We start from the raw sequence: 15,407 nt of genomic DNA on the forward strand, positions 1-15,407 counted from the left end.
TCGGATGGTCAGAGGGGGTCGCCGCGGTGGGCAACCTCGGCATTGTGTCAGCCGTCCTACTGTCAGGTACATGGCCACCGACCTGCGAACGCTCCGCCACGAGTACGCCGCCCGCGGCCTCGCCGAGACCGAGCTGACCGACGACCCGCTCGAGCTCTTCCGCACCTGGCTGGAGGAGGCCGTGGCGGCCGGGATCGGCGAGCCCAACGCCGTCGTCGTCTCGACCGTCACCGCCGCCGGCACGCCGACGTCGCGCACCGTGCTGCTCAAGGGCCTGCACGGCGCCGACGGGGACGGCCGCGAGGGGGGCTTCGTGTTCTACACCAACCACTCCTCCGCGAAGGGCCGCGACCTCGACGCCCGCCCCGGCTGCGCGCTGCTCTTCCCCTGGCACGACCTGGAGCGCCAGGTGCGCGTGGAGGGCACGGCCGCCCGGCTCCCGCGGGCCGAGGTCGAGGCCTACTTCGCGGTGCGCCCGCGCGGCTCCCAGCTGGGCGCCTGGGCCTCCCACCAGTCCTCGGAGGTGGCCGACCGCGCCGAGCTGGAGCGGGCCTACGCCGCCGCCGAGCAGCGTTTCGCGGGCGGCGACGTGCCCGTGCCGGAGGAGTGGGGCGGCTACGTCGTGCGCCCCGAGGTCGTGGAGTTCTGGCAGGGCCGGCCCAGCCGCCTGCACGACCGGCTGGTCTACCGGCGCGAGGGCGCCGGCTGGACCACGCGGCGCCTCGCGCCCTGAGCGTCTCTCGCCCGGCCGTGGCCCCACGGTCGTGCCGCCCGGTCGTCTCAGACCGGGCGGGTGGCGGTGATGCCGCCGTCGACCGGCAGGTCGACCCCGTGGAGGTAGGCGGCTGCGGGGGAGACCAGCCACGTGACCGCGGCGGCGACCTCCTCCGGTCGCCCCGCGCGACCGGCGGGGGTGCCCGCGACCATCGAGGCGATGACGTCGCCGTCGGAGTCGTTGATCGGGGTGCGGGTCGGGCCCGGTGAGACGGTGTTGACCCGGACGCCGCGCGGGCCGAACTCGGCCGCCCAGCTGCGCGCCAGCTGCGCCTCGGCGGCCTTGGTCGCGGAGTAGAGGCCGACGAAGGGGTGCCCCACGCCGGCCATCCAGGAGCCGATCACCACGATGCAGGCGCCGTCGCGCCCGAGCATGCCCGGCGCCAGGGCGGCCGTCAGCACGTGCGGCGCGCGGACGTTGACCGCCAGCGCGGTGTCGAGGTCCTCGTCGGTGAGGCCGAGCGTGTCCACCGGCGGGCACACCGCGGCGTTGTGCACGAGGACGTCGACACCCCCGCCGAGCACCTCGGTGACCTCGCCGGCGAAGCGGCGCAGGTCGGCGTACGACGCGGTGAGGTCGGCCGCGACCCAGTCGGCGCGGCCGCCGGCGGCGCGGAGCCGCTCGACCACGGCCGTGCCGCGGGCGACGTCGCGGCCGCTGACGACGACGTGGGCCCCGGCGGCGGCGAGGTCGGTCGCGATCGCCGAGCCGATGCCGCTGCTGGAGCCGGTGACGAGGGCGGTGCGGCCGGCGAGGAAGCGGGCGGGGTCGGTGGCGGGGTCGGTGGCGGGGTCGGTGGTGGGGGACGTGGGTGCGGTGGTGGGTCCGGTGGAGGTCACCGCGCCAGCCAACGGGCTCGGCGGGCCGTGCGCCAGGGCGGGTCCGACCTGGGCACGCCAGGACCAGGCAGGGGCCGCGCGGCGCGCCTAGGCTGGGGTGATGGGACGGGACCGGGCGGAGCTGGGGGCGTTCCTGCGCTCGCGGCGCGACCGGCTGACCCCGGCGCAGGCGGGGATGGACCCGTTCCCGGGGCCGCGCCGCGTGCCGGGCCTGCGCAAGGAGGAGCTGGCCGTGCTGGCCGGGGTCAGCCCCGACTACTACAGCCGCCTCGAGCAGGGGCGGCAGGCCAACGTCTCGCGCGAGGTGCTCGACGCGCTCGCCCGGGCGCTGCGACTCGACGAGACCGAGCAGGCCCACCTGATCGACCTGGCGGGACCGCCCGCCCGCACCGCGCGGTCCACCACCGCGTCGCAGCGTCCCGACCCGGGACTGCTGCGGCTGATGACCGCGCTCGACCACCTGCCCGTGGTGCTGCTGGGCCAGCGCACCGAGGTGCTGGCCGCCAACGCGCTGCTGGCGGCGGTGCTGAGACCGCTGGCGCCGGGCACGTCGTTCGTGCGCTTCCTCTTCCTCGATCCGCTCGCCAGGGAGCGGATCGTGAACTGGGAGCACTTCGCCGCCACCGCCGTGGCCGCGCTGCGCCGTGACCTCGGCCGCCATCCCCACGACGCGCGGCTGCGCGACCTGGTGGCCGAGCTGCGCCGCGACCCCGACGTGGAGCGCTGGTGGGTCGACCACGCCGTGCGCGACTACGCCTCGGTGGCCAAGCAGATCGCGCACCCGGTGGCGGGCGACCTGGCCTTCGACATCGAGATCGTCTCCCCGCCCCACGACCCCGACCAGCGTCTGGTCGTCTACACCGCGCAGCCCGACTCGCGCACCGCGCGGGTGCTGCCGATGCTGGCCAGCTGGCAGGGCACCTCGGCGCCCGCCTGAGCCGACCCGTCCCGCCTCGTCCTGTCGCTCAGGCCTCGGGTGCGGCGCTGAGGGCGGCGAGGGTCAGGGCGACGTGCCACACCAGGGGCAGCGACCCCGCCTCCTGCGGCGTGGCCCACCGGTGGGCGTCGTGCTCGTGCGCGCTGAGCCGTACCTCGACGGGCGGTCCGGTCTCCTGCAGCGCGTAGGTGAGGGTGTGGAAGACCAGGTCGCGGCCCTCGGTGTCGCGGTTGCGGTGGTGGCTGACCTCGGCGCCGGCGCGCACCCTCAGCCCCGCCTCCTCCCAGCACTCCCGCACCGCGGCCGCGGCCGGTGACTCGCCGGGCTCGACCGTGCCGCCCGGCACGTCCCACTGCCCGCCGAGGTAGCGCCCCTCACGGCGCCTGAGCAGCAGGTACCGCCCGCCGCGCTCCACGAGGCCGTGGGCGACGAAGCGGTCGGTCCCGTCGCTCCACCGCTGCGCGGCGCTGGCGTCCTCCATGCCGGGAGCCTAGACGGAATATACCCCCTGGGGGTATGTGTTGTCCCTGTGAGACCACCCGAGGAGGAGACGATGAGCACCACCCAGGACCACCAGCACGACCACCACGACGGCCACGACGACGCCGGCCGCGAGAGCCACGCAGGGCACGCAGGGCACGACCTCGGGTCACGGTCGATGGCCGTGAGCGCGACGCTGCACTGCCTCACCGGCTGCGCCGTCGGCGAGATCCTCGGGCTGATGATCGGCACCGCGATCGGCCTGAGCACGGGCTGGACCGTGCTGCTCGCCGTCTCGCTCGCCTTCTTCTTCGGCTACCTCCTCTCGACGCTGCCGCTCCTGCGGGCCGGGCTGGGGCTCGGCGCCGCGCTGTCGGTGGTGCTCGCCGCCGACACGCTCTCGATCGCCACGATGGAGCTGGTCGACAACGCCGTCATGGCGCTCATCCCGGGCGCCATGGACGCGGGGCTCGTCAACACCACCTTCTGGCTGTCGATGTCGATCGCCCTGCTCGCCGCCTTCGCGGCGGCCTACCCCGTCAACCGGCGGCTCCTCGCCCGCGGCAAGGGGCACGCCCTCACGCACGCCTTCCACGCGACGACGGTCGAGGTGGTGGGGCTGCGGCGGTTCGTGCCCGCCCCCGCCACCTCCACGCTGGTCGCGGCCATCGCGGCGTTCATGCTCGGCGGCTTCGTGGTCTCGTTGGCCGACGAGCTCGGAGGTGGGGAGGGTGGCGCCCACGCCGGCGCCGCGCCGACCTCGGTCGTCGGGCGGTCGGCCGAAGGCCGGTGAGCGGCCGGTCGGTGAGTGCTGCGACCCGACGTGCTCCCGGGGACGGGCGCCGCCGACGGCTCACCGGTCACGGTCCTCGGTGGTGGTCGGGGTGGGAGGTCGACCTCAGCGGTGCGCACCCGCCCTGCCGATGGTCGTCCGCAGGTCGCGAAGTGGCGGCGAACGACAGGCTGGTGGCCCTCGGGTGCGTCGTCTGCCGCCACTTCGTCGCGGGTGTCGCCACTCCACCGCGGGCCGTGCCGCGCCGGCGCTGGCGGGGGTCGTCCGCTGGTCGCCGAGTGGCGGCGAACGACAGGCTGGTGACCCTCGGGTGCGTCGTCTGCCGCCACTTCGTCGCGGGCGTTGGGGCGCACCCGTCCCGGTCGACGGGCTCGGCAGGTCGTGGAGTGGCGGCGAACGGCAGGCTGGTGGCCCTCGGGTGCGTCCTTTGCCGCCACTTCGTCGCGGGCGTTGGGGCGCACGCGTCCCGGTCGACGGGCTCGGCAGGTCGTGGAGTGGCGGCGAATGACAGCTCGGTGGCGCCCGCGTGTGTCGTTTGCCGCCACTTGTCGCGGACGTCGGCGCGCGCCGGCTGTCGGGGGCGTCCGTCGTGGGCGCCGCGACTCCACCGTGGGTGCCGCGTCGGCGCTGGCGGGGGTCGTCCGCTGGTCGCCGAGTGGCGGCGAACGACAGGCTGGTGGCCCTCTGGCTCGTCGTTTGCCGCCACTTGTCGGGGGTGTCGGCGCGCGCCGGCTGCGGTGGACATCGGTCGCGGGCGGGGCGCCGCGACTCCACCGTGGCTGTCAGGCGCGCCGGACCCGGCGGGGGTCGTCAGTCGCGGGAGCCGGCGCGCCACTGCTCCGGCGGGCGGTCGCGGCGGGTGGCGGAAGGGCGGCGTACAGCGGGTCGGCGGCCCCGAGCCGTCCTGGGCCGCCACCTCTGCGCAGGAGGTCCGGACAGCCTTGTGAGTGAGTGCTCACTCATCTACGCTCGAGGGCATGCCTCCCCGCGCCGCGCCGATGACCCCGCAGGAGCGCCACGACCAGCTGGTCGACGTCACCCTGCGCCTGCTGCGCGAGCACGGGCGCGCGGTGACCACGAAGCAGATCGCGGAGGCCGCGGGGATCGCGGAGGGCACGATCTTCCGGGTCGTGGCCAGCAAGGACGAGCTGGTCGACGCGGCGCTCGTGCGGGCCTTCGACCACGGCGCGATCTTCGACCGCATCGCCGAGATCGACCCTGCGCTCGACCTGCGCGACCGGATGGTGCGCCTGGTGTCGATCCTGCAGCAGCGCTTCCGCGCGACCTTCGGGCTGATCCGCAAGGTCGGGATGCTCGGGCCGCCCGCCCACCTGCACGACTCCGCGGAGGCCGACGCCGTGCGGGCCCGGCTCGAGCGGGCGTGCGTCGAGCTGGTCGGTGCCGACGCCGAGCACCTGAGCGTCGAGCCGGGGGAGATGGTGCACCGGCTGCGCCTGCTCACCTTCGCCGGCAGCCACGAGCAGGTGGCCGACGGCCGCCTGCTGAGCCCCGAGGAGATCGTCGACACCGTGCTGACCGGACTGCTCGCCCCCGCTGCGAGGCCCACCTGCGCCGTCCCCGCCGCCCCGGTCGACCCCGTCGGCCCGGCCGAGCGCGCCACCACACCGGCGCGGCCCGCGCGGCCGGTGCGGGAGGAGGAGTCGTGCTGATCCCGCTGCTGCGCGAGCGCCTCGCGGCGTACCGGCCCTGGCTGCTGGCCGTGGTCGGGCTCCAGTTCGTCGGCGTGCTGGCGATGCTCTACCTCCCCAGCCTCAACGCCGACATCATCGACCGCGGGATCGCCACCGGCGACACCGCCTACATCTGGCGCGTCGGCGCCGTCATGCTCGCGGTCTCGGTGGTGCAGATCGTGTGCTCGGTGGGCGCCGCCTGGTTCGGGGCGCGTACGGCGATGAGCCTCGGTCGCGACCTGCGCGGGGAGCTCTTCGCCCGGGTCGGCACCTTCTCCAAGCGCGAGGTCGACCACTTCGGGGCGCCCTCGCTCATCACCCGCGGCACCAACGACGTGCAGCAGGTGCAGATGCTCGTGCTGATGGCCTGCCTCATCGCGGTGTCGAGCCCGATCATGATGGTGGGCGGTGTCGTGATGGCGCTGCGCGAGGACGTCGGGCTGGGCTGGGTGCTCGCCGTGGTCGTGCCGGCGCTCTTCGTGACGGTCGGCTTCGTGGTGAGCCGCATGGTGCCGAGCTTCCGGCTGATGCAGTCGCGCATCGACGAGGTCAACCGCGTCCTGCGCGAGCAGATCACCGGGGTGCGCGTGGTGCGCGCCTTCGTGCGCGAGCCCCACGAGACCGAGCGCTTCGCGGGCGCCAACGCCGACCTGACCGCCGTGGCGACCCGGGCCGGGCGCTGGCTGGCCGCGATGTTCCCGCTGGTGATGATCGTGGTCAACGTCTCCAGTGTGGCGGTCATCTGGTTCGGCGGGCAGCGCGTCGACAGCGGCCAGATGGAGGTCGGGGCGCTGACGGCCTTCCTGTCCTACCTGATGCAGATCCTGATGTCGGTGATGATGGCGACCTTCATGCTCATGCAGGTGCCGCGCTCGGCGGTGTGCGCCGACCGGATCGCGGAGGTGCTCGGCACGTCGAGCTCGGTGGTGCCCTCGGCCGCGCCGACCACGCCCGACCCCGCCCGCCGCGGCCACCTCGACCTGGTCGACGTCGGGTTCTCCTACCCCGGCGCGGAGTCGCCGGTGCTCTCGGGGGTCACCGTCTCGGCGCGGCCGGGGCAGGTGGTGGCCGTCGTCGGCTCGACCGGCTCGGGCAAGTCCACCCTGGTCAACCTCGTGCCCCGCCTGGTCGACGCCACGGCCGGCCAGGTGCGGGTGGCCGGCGTCGACGTGCGCGACCTCGACCCCGACGTGCTGTGGGAGCAGATCGGGCTCGTGCCCCAGCAGGGCTACCTCTTCAGCGGCACCATCCGCTCCAACCTCCGGCACGGCCGCGCCGACGCCGGTGACGAGGAGCTGTGGCGCGCGCTCGAGATCGCCCAGGCCCGCGACTTCGTCGAGCGGCTGCCCGAGGGCCTGGAGGCGCCGGTGGCCCAGGGCGGCACCAACTTCTCCGGGGGGCAGCGCCAGCGCCTCGCGATCGCGCGCGCCGTGGTGCGCCGCCCCGGGCTCTACCTCTTCGACGACTCCTTCTCCGCCCTCGACCTGGCCACCGACGCGCGGCTGCGCGCCGCGCTGCGGCCCGTGACCCGCGACGCCACCGTCGTGGTCGTGGCGCAGCGGATCTCGACCGTGCGCGACGCCGACCTCGTCGTCGTGCTCGACGACGGGCGGGTGGTCGGCCAGGGCACCCACGAGGAGCTGCTCGCCTCGTGCCCGACCTACCAGGAGATCGTGGCCTCGCAGGAGAGCGCGACCGCGGGGGTGGGCGCGTGAGCACGACCGAGGAGCGCCCCGGCCAGCTGCGCGCGACCGACCGGCCCCCGCCGCCGGCGGGAGGCCCCGGCCGCGGCCCGATGGGCGGCGGGGGCGTGGCGCAGAAGGCCATGGACTTCGGCCCGTCGGCCAAGCGCCTGGTCGCGCGGCTGCGCCCGGAGCGCATTGCGGCGCTGCTCGTCGTCGCACTCGGCGTGGTCAGCGTGCTGCTCATGGCCGTCGGCCCCCGCATCCTGGGGCGCGCCACCGACCTCGTCTTCGCGGGCCTGCTGGGCCGTCAGTACGCCGGGGCCGACGCGGCCGACCTCCCCGACGCCGCCCGCGGGCTCGACGTCGTGCCCGGGCGCGGCGTCGACTTCGACGCCGTCGGCCAGGTGCTGCTGCTGGCCCTCGGGGTCTACGTCGCGGCCTCGCTGCTGGCCTTCCTGCAGGGCTACGTGCTCAACGGGGTGGTGCAGCGCACCGTCTACCGGATGCGCGAGGAGGTCGAGGAGACCCTCAACCGGCTGCCCCTCACCTACTTCGACCGCAGCCCCCGCGGCGAGCTGCTCAGCCGGGTCACCAACGACATCGACAACGTCAGCCAGACCCTCCAGCAGACGATGAGCCAGCTGCTCACCTCGCTGATGACCGTGGTGGCCGTGCTCGCGATGATGCTGTGGATCTCCCCGCTGCTGGCCCTCGTGGCGCTGGTGTCGGTGCCGCTGTCGCTGCTGGTGACCCGGGCCATCATGCGCCGCTCGCAGGGCCAGTTCGTGGCCCAGTGGAAGCGCACCGGCCAGCTCAACGCCCAGGTCGAGGAGGCCTTCTCCGGCCACGAGCTGGTCAGCGTCTTCGGTCGTCGCCGCGAGGTCGAGCGGCGCTTCACCGAGGAGAACGACGCGCTCTTCGACGCCAGCTTCCGCGCGCAGTTCGTCAGCGGCCTGATCATGCCGGCGATGATGTTCATCGGGAACCTCAACTACGTCGTCGTCGCCGTCGTGGGCGCCCTGCGCGTGGCCAGCGGCTCGCTGACCCTGGGCGAGGTCCAGGCCTTCGTGCAGTACACCCGCCAGTTCACCCAGCCGCTCACCACCGTCGCCTCGATGGCCAACCTGCTGCAGTCGGGCGTCGCCTCGGCCGAGCGGGTCTTCGAGCTGCTCGACGCCGACCTCGAGCGCCCCGACCCGGACGAGGCGACCGGCGACGTGATCGGGGCCGGGGCCGGGGGCGCGACGGTGGCTGCGGGCTCCGGCGTACGACGCGGTGAGGTGGCCTTCGAGCACGTGTCGTTCTCCTACAGCCCCGACCGCGAGCTCATCACCGACCTCTCCCTCGTGGCCCGGCCGGGCCAGACCGTGGCCATCGTCGGGCCCACCGGGGCGGGCAAGACCACCCTGGTCAACCTCGTCATGCGCTTCTACGAGCTCGACGGCGGCCGCATCACCCTCGACGGCGTCGACGTGTCGTCGATGTCGCGGGCGCGGCTGCGCGGGCAGATCGGCATGGTGCTCCAGGACACCTGGCTCTTCGAGGGCACCATCCGCGACAACATCGCCTACGGCCGGCCGGGGGCGTCGGCCGACGACGTGCTCGAGGCCGCGCGGGCGACCTTCGTCGACCGCTTCGTGCGCTCGTTGCCCGAGGGCTACGACACCGTCGTCGACGAGTCGGGCTCCAACCTCTCCGCGGGGGAGCGCCAGCTCGTCACGATCGCCCGGGCCTTCCTCACCGCGCCCGCGCTGCTCATCCTCGACGAGGCGACGTCGTCGGTCGACACCCGCACCGAGGTGCTGGTGCAGCACGCGATGGCGGCGCTGCGCGCCGACCGCACGTCGTTCGTCATCGCCCACCGGCTCTCCACCATCCGCGACGCCGACCTCATCCTGGTGATGGAGGACGGGGCCATCGTCGAGCAGGGCACCCACGAGGAGCTGCTCGCCGCCGCCGGGGCCTACGCCCGGCTGCACGCCAGCCAGTTCGCCGCGGTCGAGGCCCCGGCCGACGGGGCGGTCCAGGGGGCGGTCCGGGGGTCGGTCCAGGGGCCCGACGAAAACCCCTTGTGACGCCGCCGACGTCGACCTACCGTGGTCGCACACGGGAAAGGAGGTGGTCCGAAGAATGATTTCTTCTAGGACGCGTGAGGTGGCTGCCCGCTAGCAGCCCAGCGCCAACGAGGGGTGGAAGTCCCTCCGGCTGCTGGTGAATCCTCAGCAGTCACCCGACCCGCAGGTGATCCGGTCGCACGTCCGCCGGAGCGGCTCCCCGGAGCCACACCTGCGGGTCGTCCCACGTCCGGGCCCGTTCACCGGACCCGTTCACCGGACCCGTTCGCTGGACCCGTTCGCTGGACCCGTTCATTGGGCGGGCAGCTCCTCGGTCGGGGTCTCGTCGGCCGGCACGACGGCCGGCTGCGCGGCCGGCGGCTCGCCGACCATCATCGCCACCAGCGAGATCGCGACCCAGCAGACCACGACGGCCACGAGCCAGCGGGTGACGGCCACGTCGACGGTGACCGCGCCCGAGACGAACCCGCCGTAGAGCGCGGGGGAGGCGACGAGCGCCGCGGCGCCGAGCACCGGGACGGAGAGCAGGTTCACGAGGTGACCTCCATGACGCGCTCGCCGCTGACCACGCCCGCGGAGCGGACCTGGGCGGTGCCGGTGAGCTCGGGGTAGGACAGCACGGGCAGCCGGTCGACCGCCGGTCGGATGAGACGGCGTACGGCGGGCCGCAGCCCGGGCGCGCACACCAGCACGGGGCGCACGTTGCGGTTCTCGGCGTCGACCAGCAGCTGGGCCAGCCCGCCGATGACCGTCTGGAGGGTCACCGGGTCGAGCGCGATCATCGCGCCCTGCTCGGTGATGCGCAGGCACTCGAGCATCCGCTGCTCGAACTGGGGCTCGAAGCTGATCACGTGCACGACGCCGTCGACCAGGTGCGGCGCGACCACGGCCGGGCCGAGCGCGGCCCGGGCGGCCTCGACGAGGCCGTCGAGGTCCTTGCTCGACTGCGCCTTGAGCGAGAGCGCCTCGTAGATGCGCACCAGGTCGCGGATCGAGATGCCCTCGTCGAGCAGGTGCTGGAGCACCCGCTGCACCTCGCCCAGCGACAGGGCGCCCGGGGTGAGCTCCTCGACGACGTTGGGGTGGCTGCGCTTGACCACGTCGGTGAGCATCCGCACGTCCTCGCGGCCCAGCAGGCGCGCGGCGTGGGAGGAGACCACCTCGGCCAGGTGGGTGGTGATGACGGCGCTGCGGTCGACGACGGTGGCGCCGCTGAGCTCGGCCTGGCTGCGCAGCTCGGCGGGGATCCACTTGGCGTCGAGGCCGAAGACCGGCTCCTGCGTGGGCTCACCGGGCAGCGAGCCCAGGAAGTCGCCGATGGCCAGCACGGTGCCCGGGGGCGCCTCGCCGCGCGCGACCTCGATGTCGAAGAGCTTGATGACGTAGGTGCGCGAGGGCAGGTCGAGGTTGTCGCGGGTGCGCACGAGCGGCACCACCACGCCGAGCTCGCCGGCGACCTTGCGGCGCAGCGCCTTGACCCGCTCGAGCAGGTCGCCGCCGGAGCCGACGTCGACGAGGTCGATGATGTCGGCCGAGAGCTCCAGGCCCAGCGGGTCGACCTGGATCTCCTCGGCGAGGGTCTCGGGGTGGTCGCGCGAGGGCGCCTCGATCGCGGCGGCCTCCGCGGCGGCGGCCAGCGCCGCCGGGCTGCCGGGGATGGCGGGGGCGTCGTCGGGCACGCGGGTCGAGAGCAGCAGCAGCGCCCCGCCGGTGAGCAGGAAGGGGATCTTGGGCAGGCCCGGGATCAGGCAGAGCGCCATGCCCGCGAAGCCGGCGATGCGCAGCGGCATCCGGTTGGCGGTGATCTGGCGGACGATGTCGGAGCCCATGTCGCCCTCGCCGGCGCTGCGGGTGACGACCAGGCCGGTGGCCACCGACAGCAGCAGGGCGGGGATCTGGGAGACCAGGCCGTCACCGACCGTCAGCAGCGAGTACGTCGTCACCGCGTCGCCGGCTGACATGCCCATCTGGGCCATGCCGACGGCGAAGCCGCCGACGAGGTTGACCAGCGTGATGATGATGGCCGCGATCGCGTCGCCCTTGACGAACTTCGAGGCGCCGTCCATCGCGCCGTAGAAGTCGGCCTCGGCGTGCACCTCGGCGCGGCGCTGGCGGGCCTGGTCCTCGTCGATGAGACCGGAGTTGAGGTCGGCGTCGATTGCCATCTGCTTGCCGGGCATCGCGTCGAGGGTGAAGCGGGCGCCGACCTCCGCGACGCGGCCCGCGCCGTTGGTGATGACGACGAACTGGATGATGAGCAGGATCGAGAAGATGATCAGCCCGACGATCAGCGAGCCGCCCACCACGAAGTGGCCGAAGGTCTCGATCACCTTGCCGGCGTAGCCGTCGATGAGCACCAGCCGGGTCGCGCTCACGTTGAGTGCCAGGCGGAAGAGCGTCATCACCAGCAGCAGCGCCGGGAACGACGCGAAGTCGAGCGGGCGGGTCACGAACATCGCCGTGAGCAGGATGAGCAGCGCGCCGGTGATGTTGGCGGCGATGAGGAGGTCGAGCACGGCGGCCGGCAGCGGGATGACCAGCATCACGACGATCATGACGATGCCGACGGGCACGCCGAGCTGGGTCAGCCGCTTGAGCGAGCCGTCCATGGAGCCGCCTTCCGGGGTCGTCTGCGTCAGGGGCGATCGGGTCGATCGCGGGTCCCCGCCGTCCGTGGCGCAGCCGACACCGTCCTGGCGTCGCCCGGCCTATCGGCCGCTCGGCGCCGGGCCTGAGGAAATGGCCGGCACGACCGGAGCGGTACGCCGCCGGCGCCGGCCCGCCCGGGGCAAGGTTGGCAGCGCGGCGTCGAGGCGCGGGCTGCTGTGGCTGCCGCCGCGGCGGCCCTGGCGCTTGCGGCTGATCACGAAGGCCAGCACGTGGGCGACGGCGCCGAAGAGCTCGGCGGGGATCTCGTGGCCGACCTCGCAGGAGGCGTGCAGCGCCCGGGCCAGCGGCACGTCCTGCACCAGCGGCACCTCGGCCTCGGTGGCGACCTCGCGGATGCGCGCCGCGACCGCGCCGGCCCCGCGGGCCACCACGAGGGGGGCGCCGCGCTGGGCGTCGTACCTCAGGGCCACGGCGACGTGGGTGGGGTTGACGAGCACGACGTCGGCGGTGGGCACGTCGGCGATCATGCGGTTGCGGGCGGCGGCGAGCTGGCGGGCGCGGATGGCGCTCTTCACCAGCGGGTCGCCCTCCGACATCTTGTGCTCCTGCTTGACCTCGTCCTTGGTCATGCGGGTCTGCTTGCCGACCCGGCGCCGCTGCATGCCGTAGTCGACGCCGGCCAGCAGCACGCCGGCGACGGCGACGTTGCGCAGCAGGGCGAGCGCGTGCTCGCCGCCCGCGGTGAGCACGACGCCCATCGGCACCATGCCGCCCAGCAGCGGCATCAGCGCCTTGATCGAGGACCAGACCAGGATCGCGACGACCGAGCACTTGGCCAGCATCTTCACGCCCTCCCACAGCGCCTGCGGGCCGAAGATGCGCTTGGCGCCCTTGATCGGGTCGAGCTTGGAGAAGGTGGGCTTGACCGCCTTGGTGGCGAGGTAGAAGCCGCCCTGGGCCAGGGTGCCGGCGACGCTGACGACCGCGACGGCCGAGGCGAGCACGACCAGGGCCAGGAAGGCCCCGCCCACGCCCTCGCCCAGCAGCGCCATCGCCCGCTCCGGGGAGGGGTCCTCCACCGCGCGCAGGCAGGCGGTCATCAGCCGCTGCATCGCGTCGAGCTCGCGGGTCAGCAGCAGCGGCATCACCATCGCGGCCAGGGTCAGCGCGATCCACGGGCCGAGCTCCTGGGTGCGCGCGACCTGGCCCTCCTTGCGCGACTCCTTGAGCTTCTTCGGAGTCGGCTTCTCGGTCTTCTCCCCGCTGGACCCGCTCACCTCAGCCTCCTCCCGCGAAGGCCGCGGTGAGCTCGAGGGAGAGCTCGACCAGGCGGCGCACCAGGCCCGGCAGCACCGGGAACGACAGGCCGAGCAGCATGAGGGTCAGGCCGATCTTGGCCGGGAACATCACGTTGATGGCGTTGAGCTGCGGCGCGACCTTGGTCATCAGGGCCAGGCCGAGGTCGGCGACGAAGAGCACCGCGATCATCGGCAGGGCGACCTGCACGGCGGTGACGAAGAAGACCCCGAAGGCGCGCAGCAGCAGGTCGGCGCCGCCGTCGAGGTCGGGCGTCCGGCCGATGGGCAGCATCTCGAAGGTCCGCAGCAGCCCGCCCACGACGAGCAGGTGGCCGCCGCTGACGAAGAGCAGCACCGTGGCCAGCATCTGGTGGAACTTGCCGAAGACGGTGTTCATGTTCATCGCCAGCGGGTCGAAGGCGGCGGCCAGCGCGAACCCGCCGAAGACGTCGATGATGCTGCCCGCCGCCGCCACGGCCGCGAACAGCAGCGAGGTCAGGAAGCCCATCGACAGCCCGATCATCACCTGGGTCAGCACGGTGGTGAGGAGCCCGAAGGTGTCGACCGGGATGGTGGAGTCGGCCATGAGCGGCGCCACGGCGAAGGCCAGCCCCAGGCTGAGGACGACCTTGGCCGTGGTCGGGATCGACCGCGACGCGAAGGGCGGCACGACCACCAGCCACGCGACGATGCGCACCGCGGCCAGCACGAAGGCCAGCAGCGGCTCGCCCGCGACGGTGACGGTCATCTGGTGCTCGCTCGGTCTCGGTCTGGGTCTCGGTCTGGGGCGGGGTCTGGTGCGGGTCGGGGGCTGGTCCGGTGGCCGGCTCAGGCGAGCAGGCGCGGGATCATGTCGAAGAGGTCCTGGGTGAAGACCACGAGCGTGTGGAGCATCCAGTTGCCGCTGACCAGGATGGCGATGCCGACGGCCACGACCTTCGGCACGAAGGCGAGCGTGAACTCCTGGATCTGGGTCATCGACTGGAACAGCGAGACCGCGAAGCCGACCGCGAGGGCGGTCACCAGGATCGGCGCGGAGAGCTTGAGCGCGACCATCATGGTCTGCATCGCGATCTCGATGATGGCGGTGTCGGTCATCGGCGTGGGTCCCTCGGACAGGCGGCGGTGGCGCGCGGGGTGGTGGCGGGGTGGTGGCGGCGTGGTGGGCGCGGGGCGGTGGGGGCAGCTAGGTGGTGCCGTAGCTCGACACGAGCGCCTTGATCACCAGGGCCCAGCCGTCGACCAGCACGAAGAGCAGCAGCTTGAAGGGCAGGGAGACCATCACCGGCGGCATCATCATCATGCCCAGCGCCATCAGCGCCCCGCTCACGACGATGTCGATGACAAGGAAGGGGATGAAGATGATGAAGCCGATGATGAAGGCGGCCTTGAGCTCGCTGAGGATGAAGGCCGGCACGAGGGTGGTCATGCCGACGTCGTCGCGGTCGTCCGGCAGGTCGCGGCGCGCGACGTTGGTGAGCAGCCGCAGCTCCTCGTCGCCGGTCTGGTCGAGCATGAACTCGCGCAGCGGCTCGATGCCGTCCTCGAAGGACTGCGCCGAGGTCTTGTCGCCGTCGAGGTAGGGCTGCACGCCCGCGTCGTTCATGGCCGACAGCGTCGGGGTCATGATGAAGAGGCTGAGGAAGAGCGCCAGCCCGGCGAGCACCTGGTTGGGCGGGGTCTGCTGCAGGCCCAGCGCGTTGCGGGTCAGGCCCAGCACGATGAGGATCTTGGTGAAGCTGGTGCAGGTCAGCAGGATCGCCGGCGCCAGCGACAGCAGGGTCAGCGTGACCAGCAGGGTCACCGAGGAGCTGGGCTTGTCGGTGAGGCCGGTGAGGTCGATGGTGACGTCGCCGCCGGGGTCGGCGGTCGGGCCGGCGGGGCCGGTGGGCCCGGCGCCGGGCCGCTGGGCGCCCGTGCCCGCCGGTGCGGGGTCGGTGGCTCCGGCGGTCGGGGCGGGGGAGGCCGGGGCGGTCGGCGCCGGGGCGAGGTCGGTGGCCGAGGCGGGAGCGGACGCGCCGAGCAGCAGCACGGCGGTCGCGGCGAGGGTGACGAGACCGGTCACGAGGGCAGCGGCGACCAGCGCGCCCACCCGTCGGGGGGCCCGGGTCGCGCGCCCGAGGCGCGCCGGGGTCACGACGCGCGCCCCGACACCGCGGCGAGGGCCTGCCGCCAGGTCTGGGGGGAGAGGCCCCGCCGCCGGCGGCCGCGGCGACGCCGCCGA

General features: G+C 73.7%; 14 protein-coding genes. 6 read left to right on the forward strand and 8 right to left on the reverse strand.

Features of this window, described 5'->3' with window-relative positions; all coding sequences use genetic code 11:
• Positions 1 to 70: 70 nt before the first annotated feature.
• Complete coding sequence (pdxH, locus tag LPA27_RS10030; RefSeq protein WP_228942323.1) at positions 71 to 733, forward strand: pyridoxamine 5'-phosphate oxidase; 663 nt, start codon at positions 71 to 73, stop codon at positions 731 to 733.
• Positions 734 to 780: 47 nt separating this feature from the next.
• Here the strand turns inward: pdxH and LPA27_RS10035 are convergent, their stop codons facing one another.
• The gene (locus tag LPA27_RS10035) at positions 781 to 1,614 is read right to left on the reverse strand and encodes an SDR family NAD(P)-dependent oxidoreductase (protein WP_267477202.1); all 834 of its coding nucleotides are present in this window, start codon (positions 1,612 to 1,614) and stop codon (positions 781 to 783) included.
• A 100-nt stretch (positions 1,615 to 1,714) separates the two neighbouring features.
• On the opposite strand from LPA27_RS10035, the gene LPA27_RS10040 reads away from it, so the two are divergent.
• Positions 1,715 to 2,551 carry a helix-turn-helix transcriptional regulator gene (locus LPA27_RS10040; protein ID WP_228942324.1) on the forward strand — a complete coding sequence of 279 codons (837 nt, stop codon included), beginning with the start codon at positions 1,715 to 1,717 and terminating at the stop codon, positions 2,549 to 2,551.
• A gap of 28 nt (positions 2,552 to 2,579) precedes the next feature.
• Here LPA27_RS10040 and LPA27_RS10045 read toward each other — a convergent pair whose 3' ends face one another.
• Positions 2,580 to 3,032, reverse strand: coding sequence for an NUDIX domain-containing protein (locus LPA27_RS10045; RefSeq protein WP_228942325.1), 453 nt, complete (start codon positions 3,030 to 3,032; stop codon positions 2,580 to 2,582).
• A gap of 72 nt (positions 3,033 to 3,104) precedes the next feature.
• Between LPA27_RS10045 and LPA27_RS10050 the strand changes: the two genes are divergently transcribed.
• The 4 genes from LPA27_RS10050 to LPA27_RS10065 all read left to right on the forward strand — a co-directional run bounded on the left by LPA27_RS10050 (position 3,105) and on the right by LPA27_RS10065 (position 9,275).
• Positions 3,105 to 3,824 (forward strand): DUF4396 domain-containing protein, encoded by a 720-nt coding sequence (locus LPA27_RS10050; RefSeq protein WP_228942326.1) that lies wholly within the window; start codon positions 3,105 to 3,107, stop codon positions 3,822 to 3,824.
• A 977-nt stretch (positions 3,825 to 4,801) separates the two neighbouring features.
• Entirely contained in the window at positions 4,802 to 5,494 is a 693-nt protein-coding gene (locus tag LPA27_RS10055; protein WP_228942327.1) for a TetR/AcrR family transcriptional regulator, read from the forward strand.
• A complete protein-coding gene (locus LPA27_RS10060; protein WP_228942328.1) occupies positions 5,488 to 7,230 on the forward strand; it encodes an ABC transporter ATP-binding protein in 1,743 nt (580 codons plus the stop codon). Before LPA27_RS10055 ends, LPA27_RS10060 begins: the two co-directional genes overlap by 7 nt.
• An 80-nt stretch (positions 7,231 to 7,310) precedes the next feature.
• Positions 7,311 to 9,275, forward strand: coding sequence for an ABC transporter ATP-binding protein (locus LPA27_RS10065; protein ID WP_228942337.1), 1,965 nt, complete (start codon positions 7,311 to 7,313; stop codon positions 9,273 to 9,275).
• A 291-nt stretch (positions 9,276 to 9,566) separates the two neighbouring features.
• Here the strand turns inward: LPA27_RS10065 and LPA27_RS10070 are convergent, their stop codons facing one another.
• The 6 genes from LPA27_RS10070 to fliP form a co-directional block, all read right to left on the reverse strand.
• The gene (locus LPA27_RS10070; RefSeq protein ID WP_228942329.1) at positions 9,567 to 9,809 is read right to left on the reverse strand and encodes a hypothetical protein; all 243 of its coding nucleotides are present in this window, start codon (positions 9,807 to 9,809) and stop codon (positions 9,567 to 9,569) included.
• Positions 9,806 to 11,884, reverse strand: coding sequence for a flagellar biosynthesis protein FlhA (gene flhA, locus LPA27_RS10075; protein WP_228942330.1), 2,079 nt, complete (start codon positions 11,882 to 11,884; stop codon positions 9,806 to 9,808). Before flhA ends, LPA27_RS10070 begins: the two co-directional genes overlap by 4 nt.
• Before the next feature lie 99 nt (positions 11,885 to 11,983).
• Positions 11,984 to 13,162 carry an EscU/YscU/HrcU family type III secretion system export apparatus switch protein gene (locus LPA27_RS10080; RefSeq protein ID WP_228942331.1) on the reverse strand — a complete coding sequence of 393 codons (1,179 nt, stop codon included), beginning with the start codon at positions 13,160 to 13,162 and terminating at the stop codon, positions 11,984 to 11,986.
• A gap of 1 nt (position 13,163) precedes the next feature.
• Entirely contained in the window at positions 13,164 to 13,931 is a 768-nt protein-coding gene (locus LPA27_RS10085; RefSeq protein ID WP_056864750.1) for a flagellar biosynthetic protein FliR, read from the reverse strand.
• Between the two features lie 80 nt (positions 13,932 to 14,011).
• Entirely contained in the window at positions 14,012 to 14,281 is a 270-nt protein-coding gene (locus LPA27_RS10090) for a flagellar biosynthetic protein FliQ (RefSeq protein WP_056864749.1), read from the reverse strand.
• 88 nt (positions 14,282 to 14,369) lie between these two features.
• Positions 14,370 to 15,320 carry a flagellar type III secretion system pore protein FliP gene (fliP, locus tag LPA27_RS10095; RefSeq protein WP_228942332.1) on the reverse strand — a complete coding sequence of 317 codons (951 nt, stop codon included), beginning with the start codon at positions 15,318 to 15,320 and terminating at the stop codon, positions 14,370 to 14,372.
• Positions 15,321 to 15,407: the final 87 nt, after the last annotated feature.

The organism is Nocardioides sp. Leaf374 (assembly GCF_916862475.1).
Taxonomy (GTDB): domain Bacteria; phylum Actinomycetota; class Actinomycetes; order Propionibacteriales; family Nocardioidaceae; genus Nocardioides; species Nocardioides kribbensis.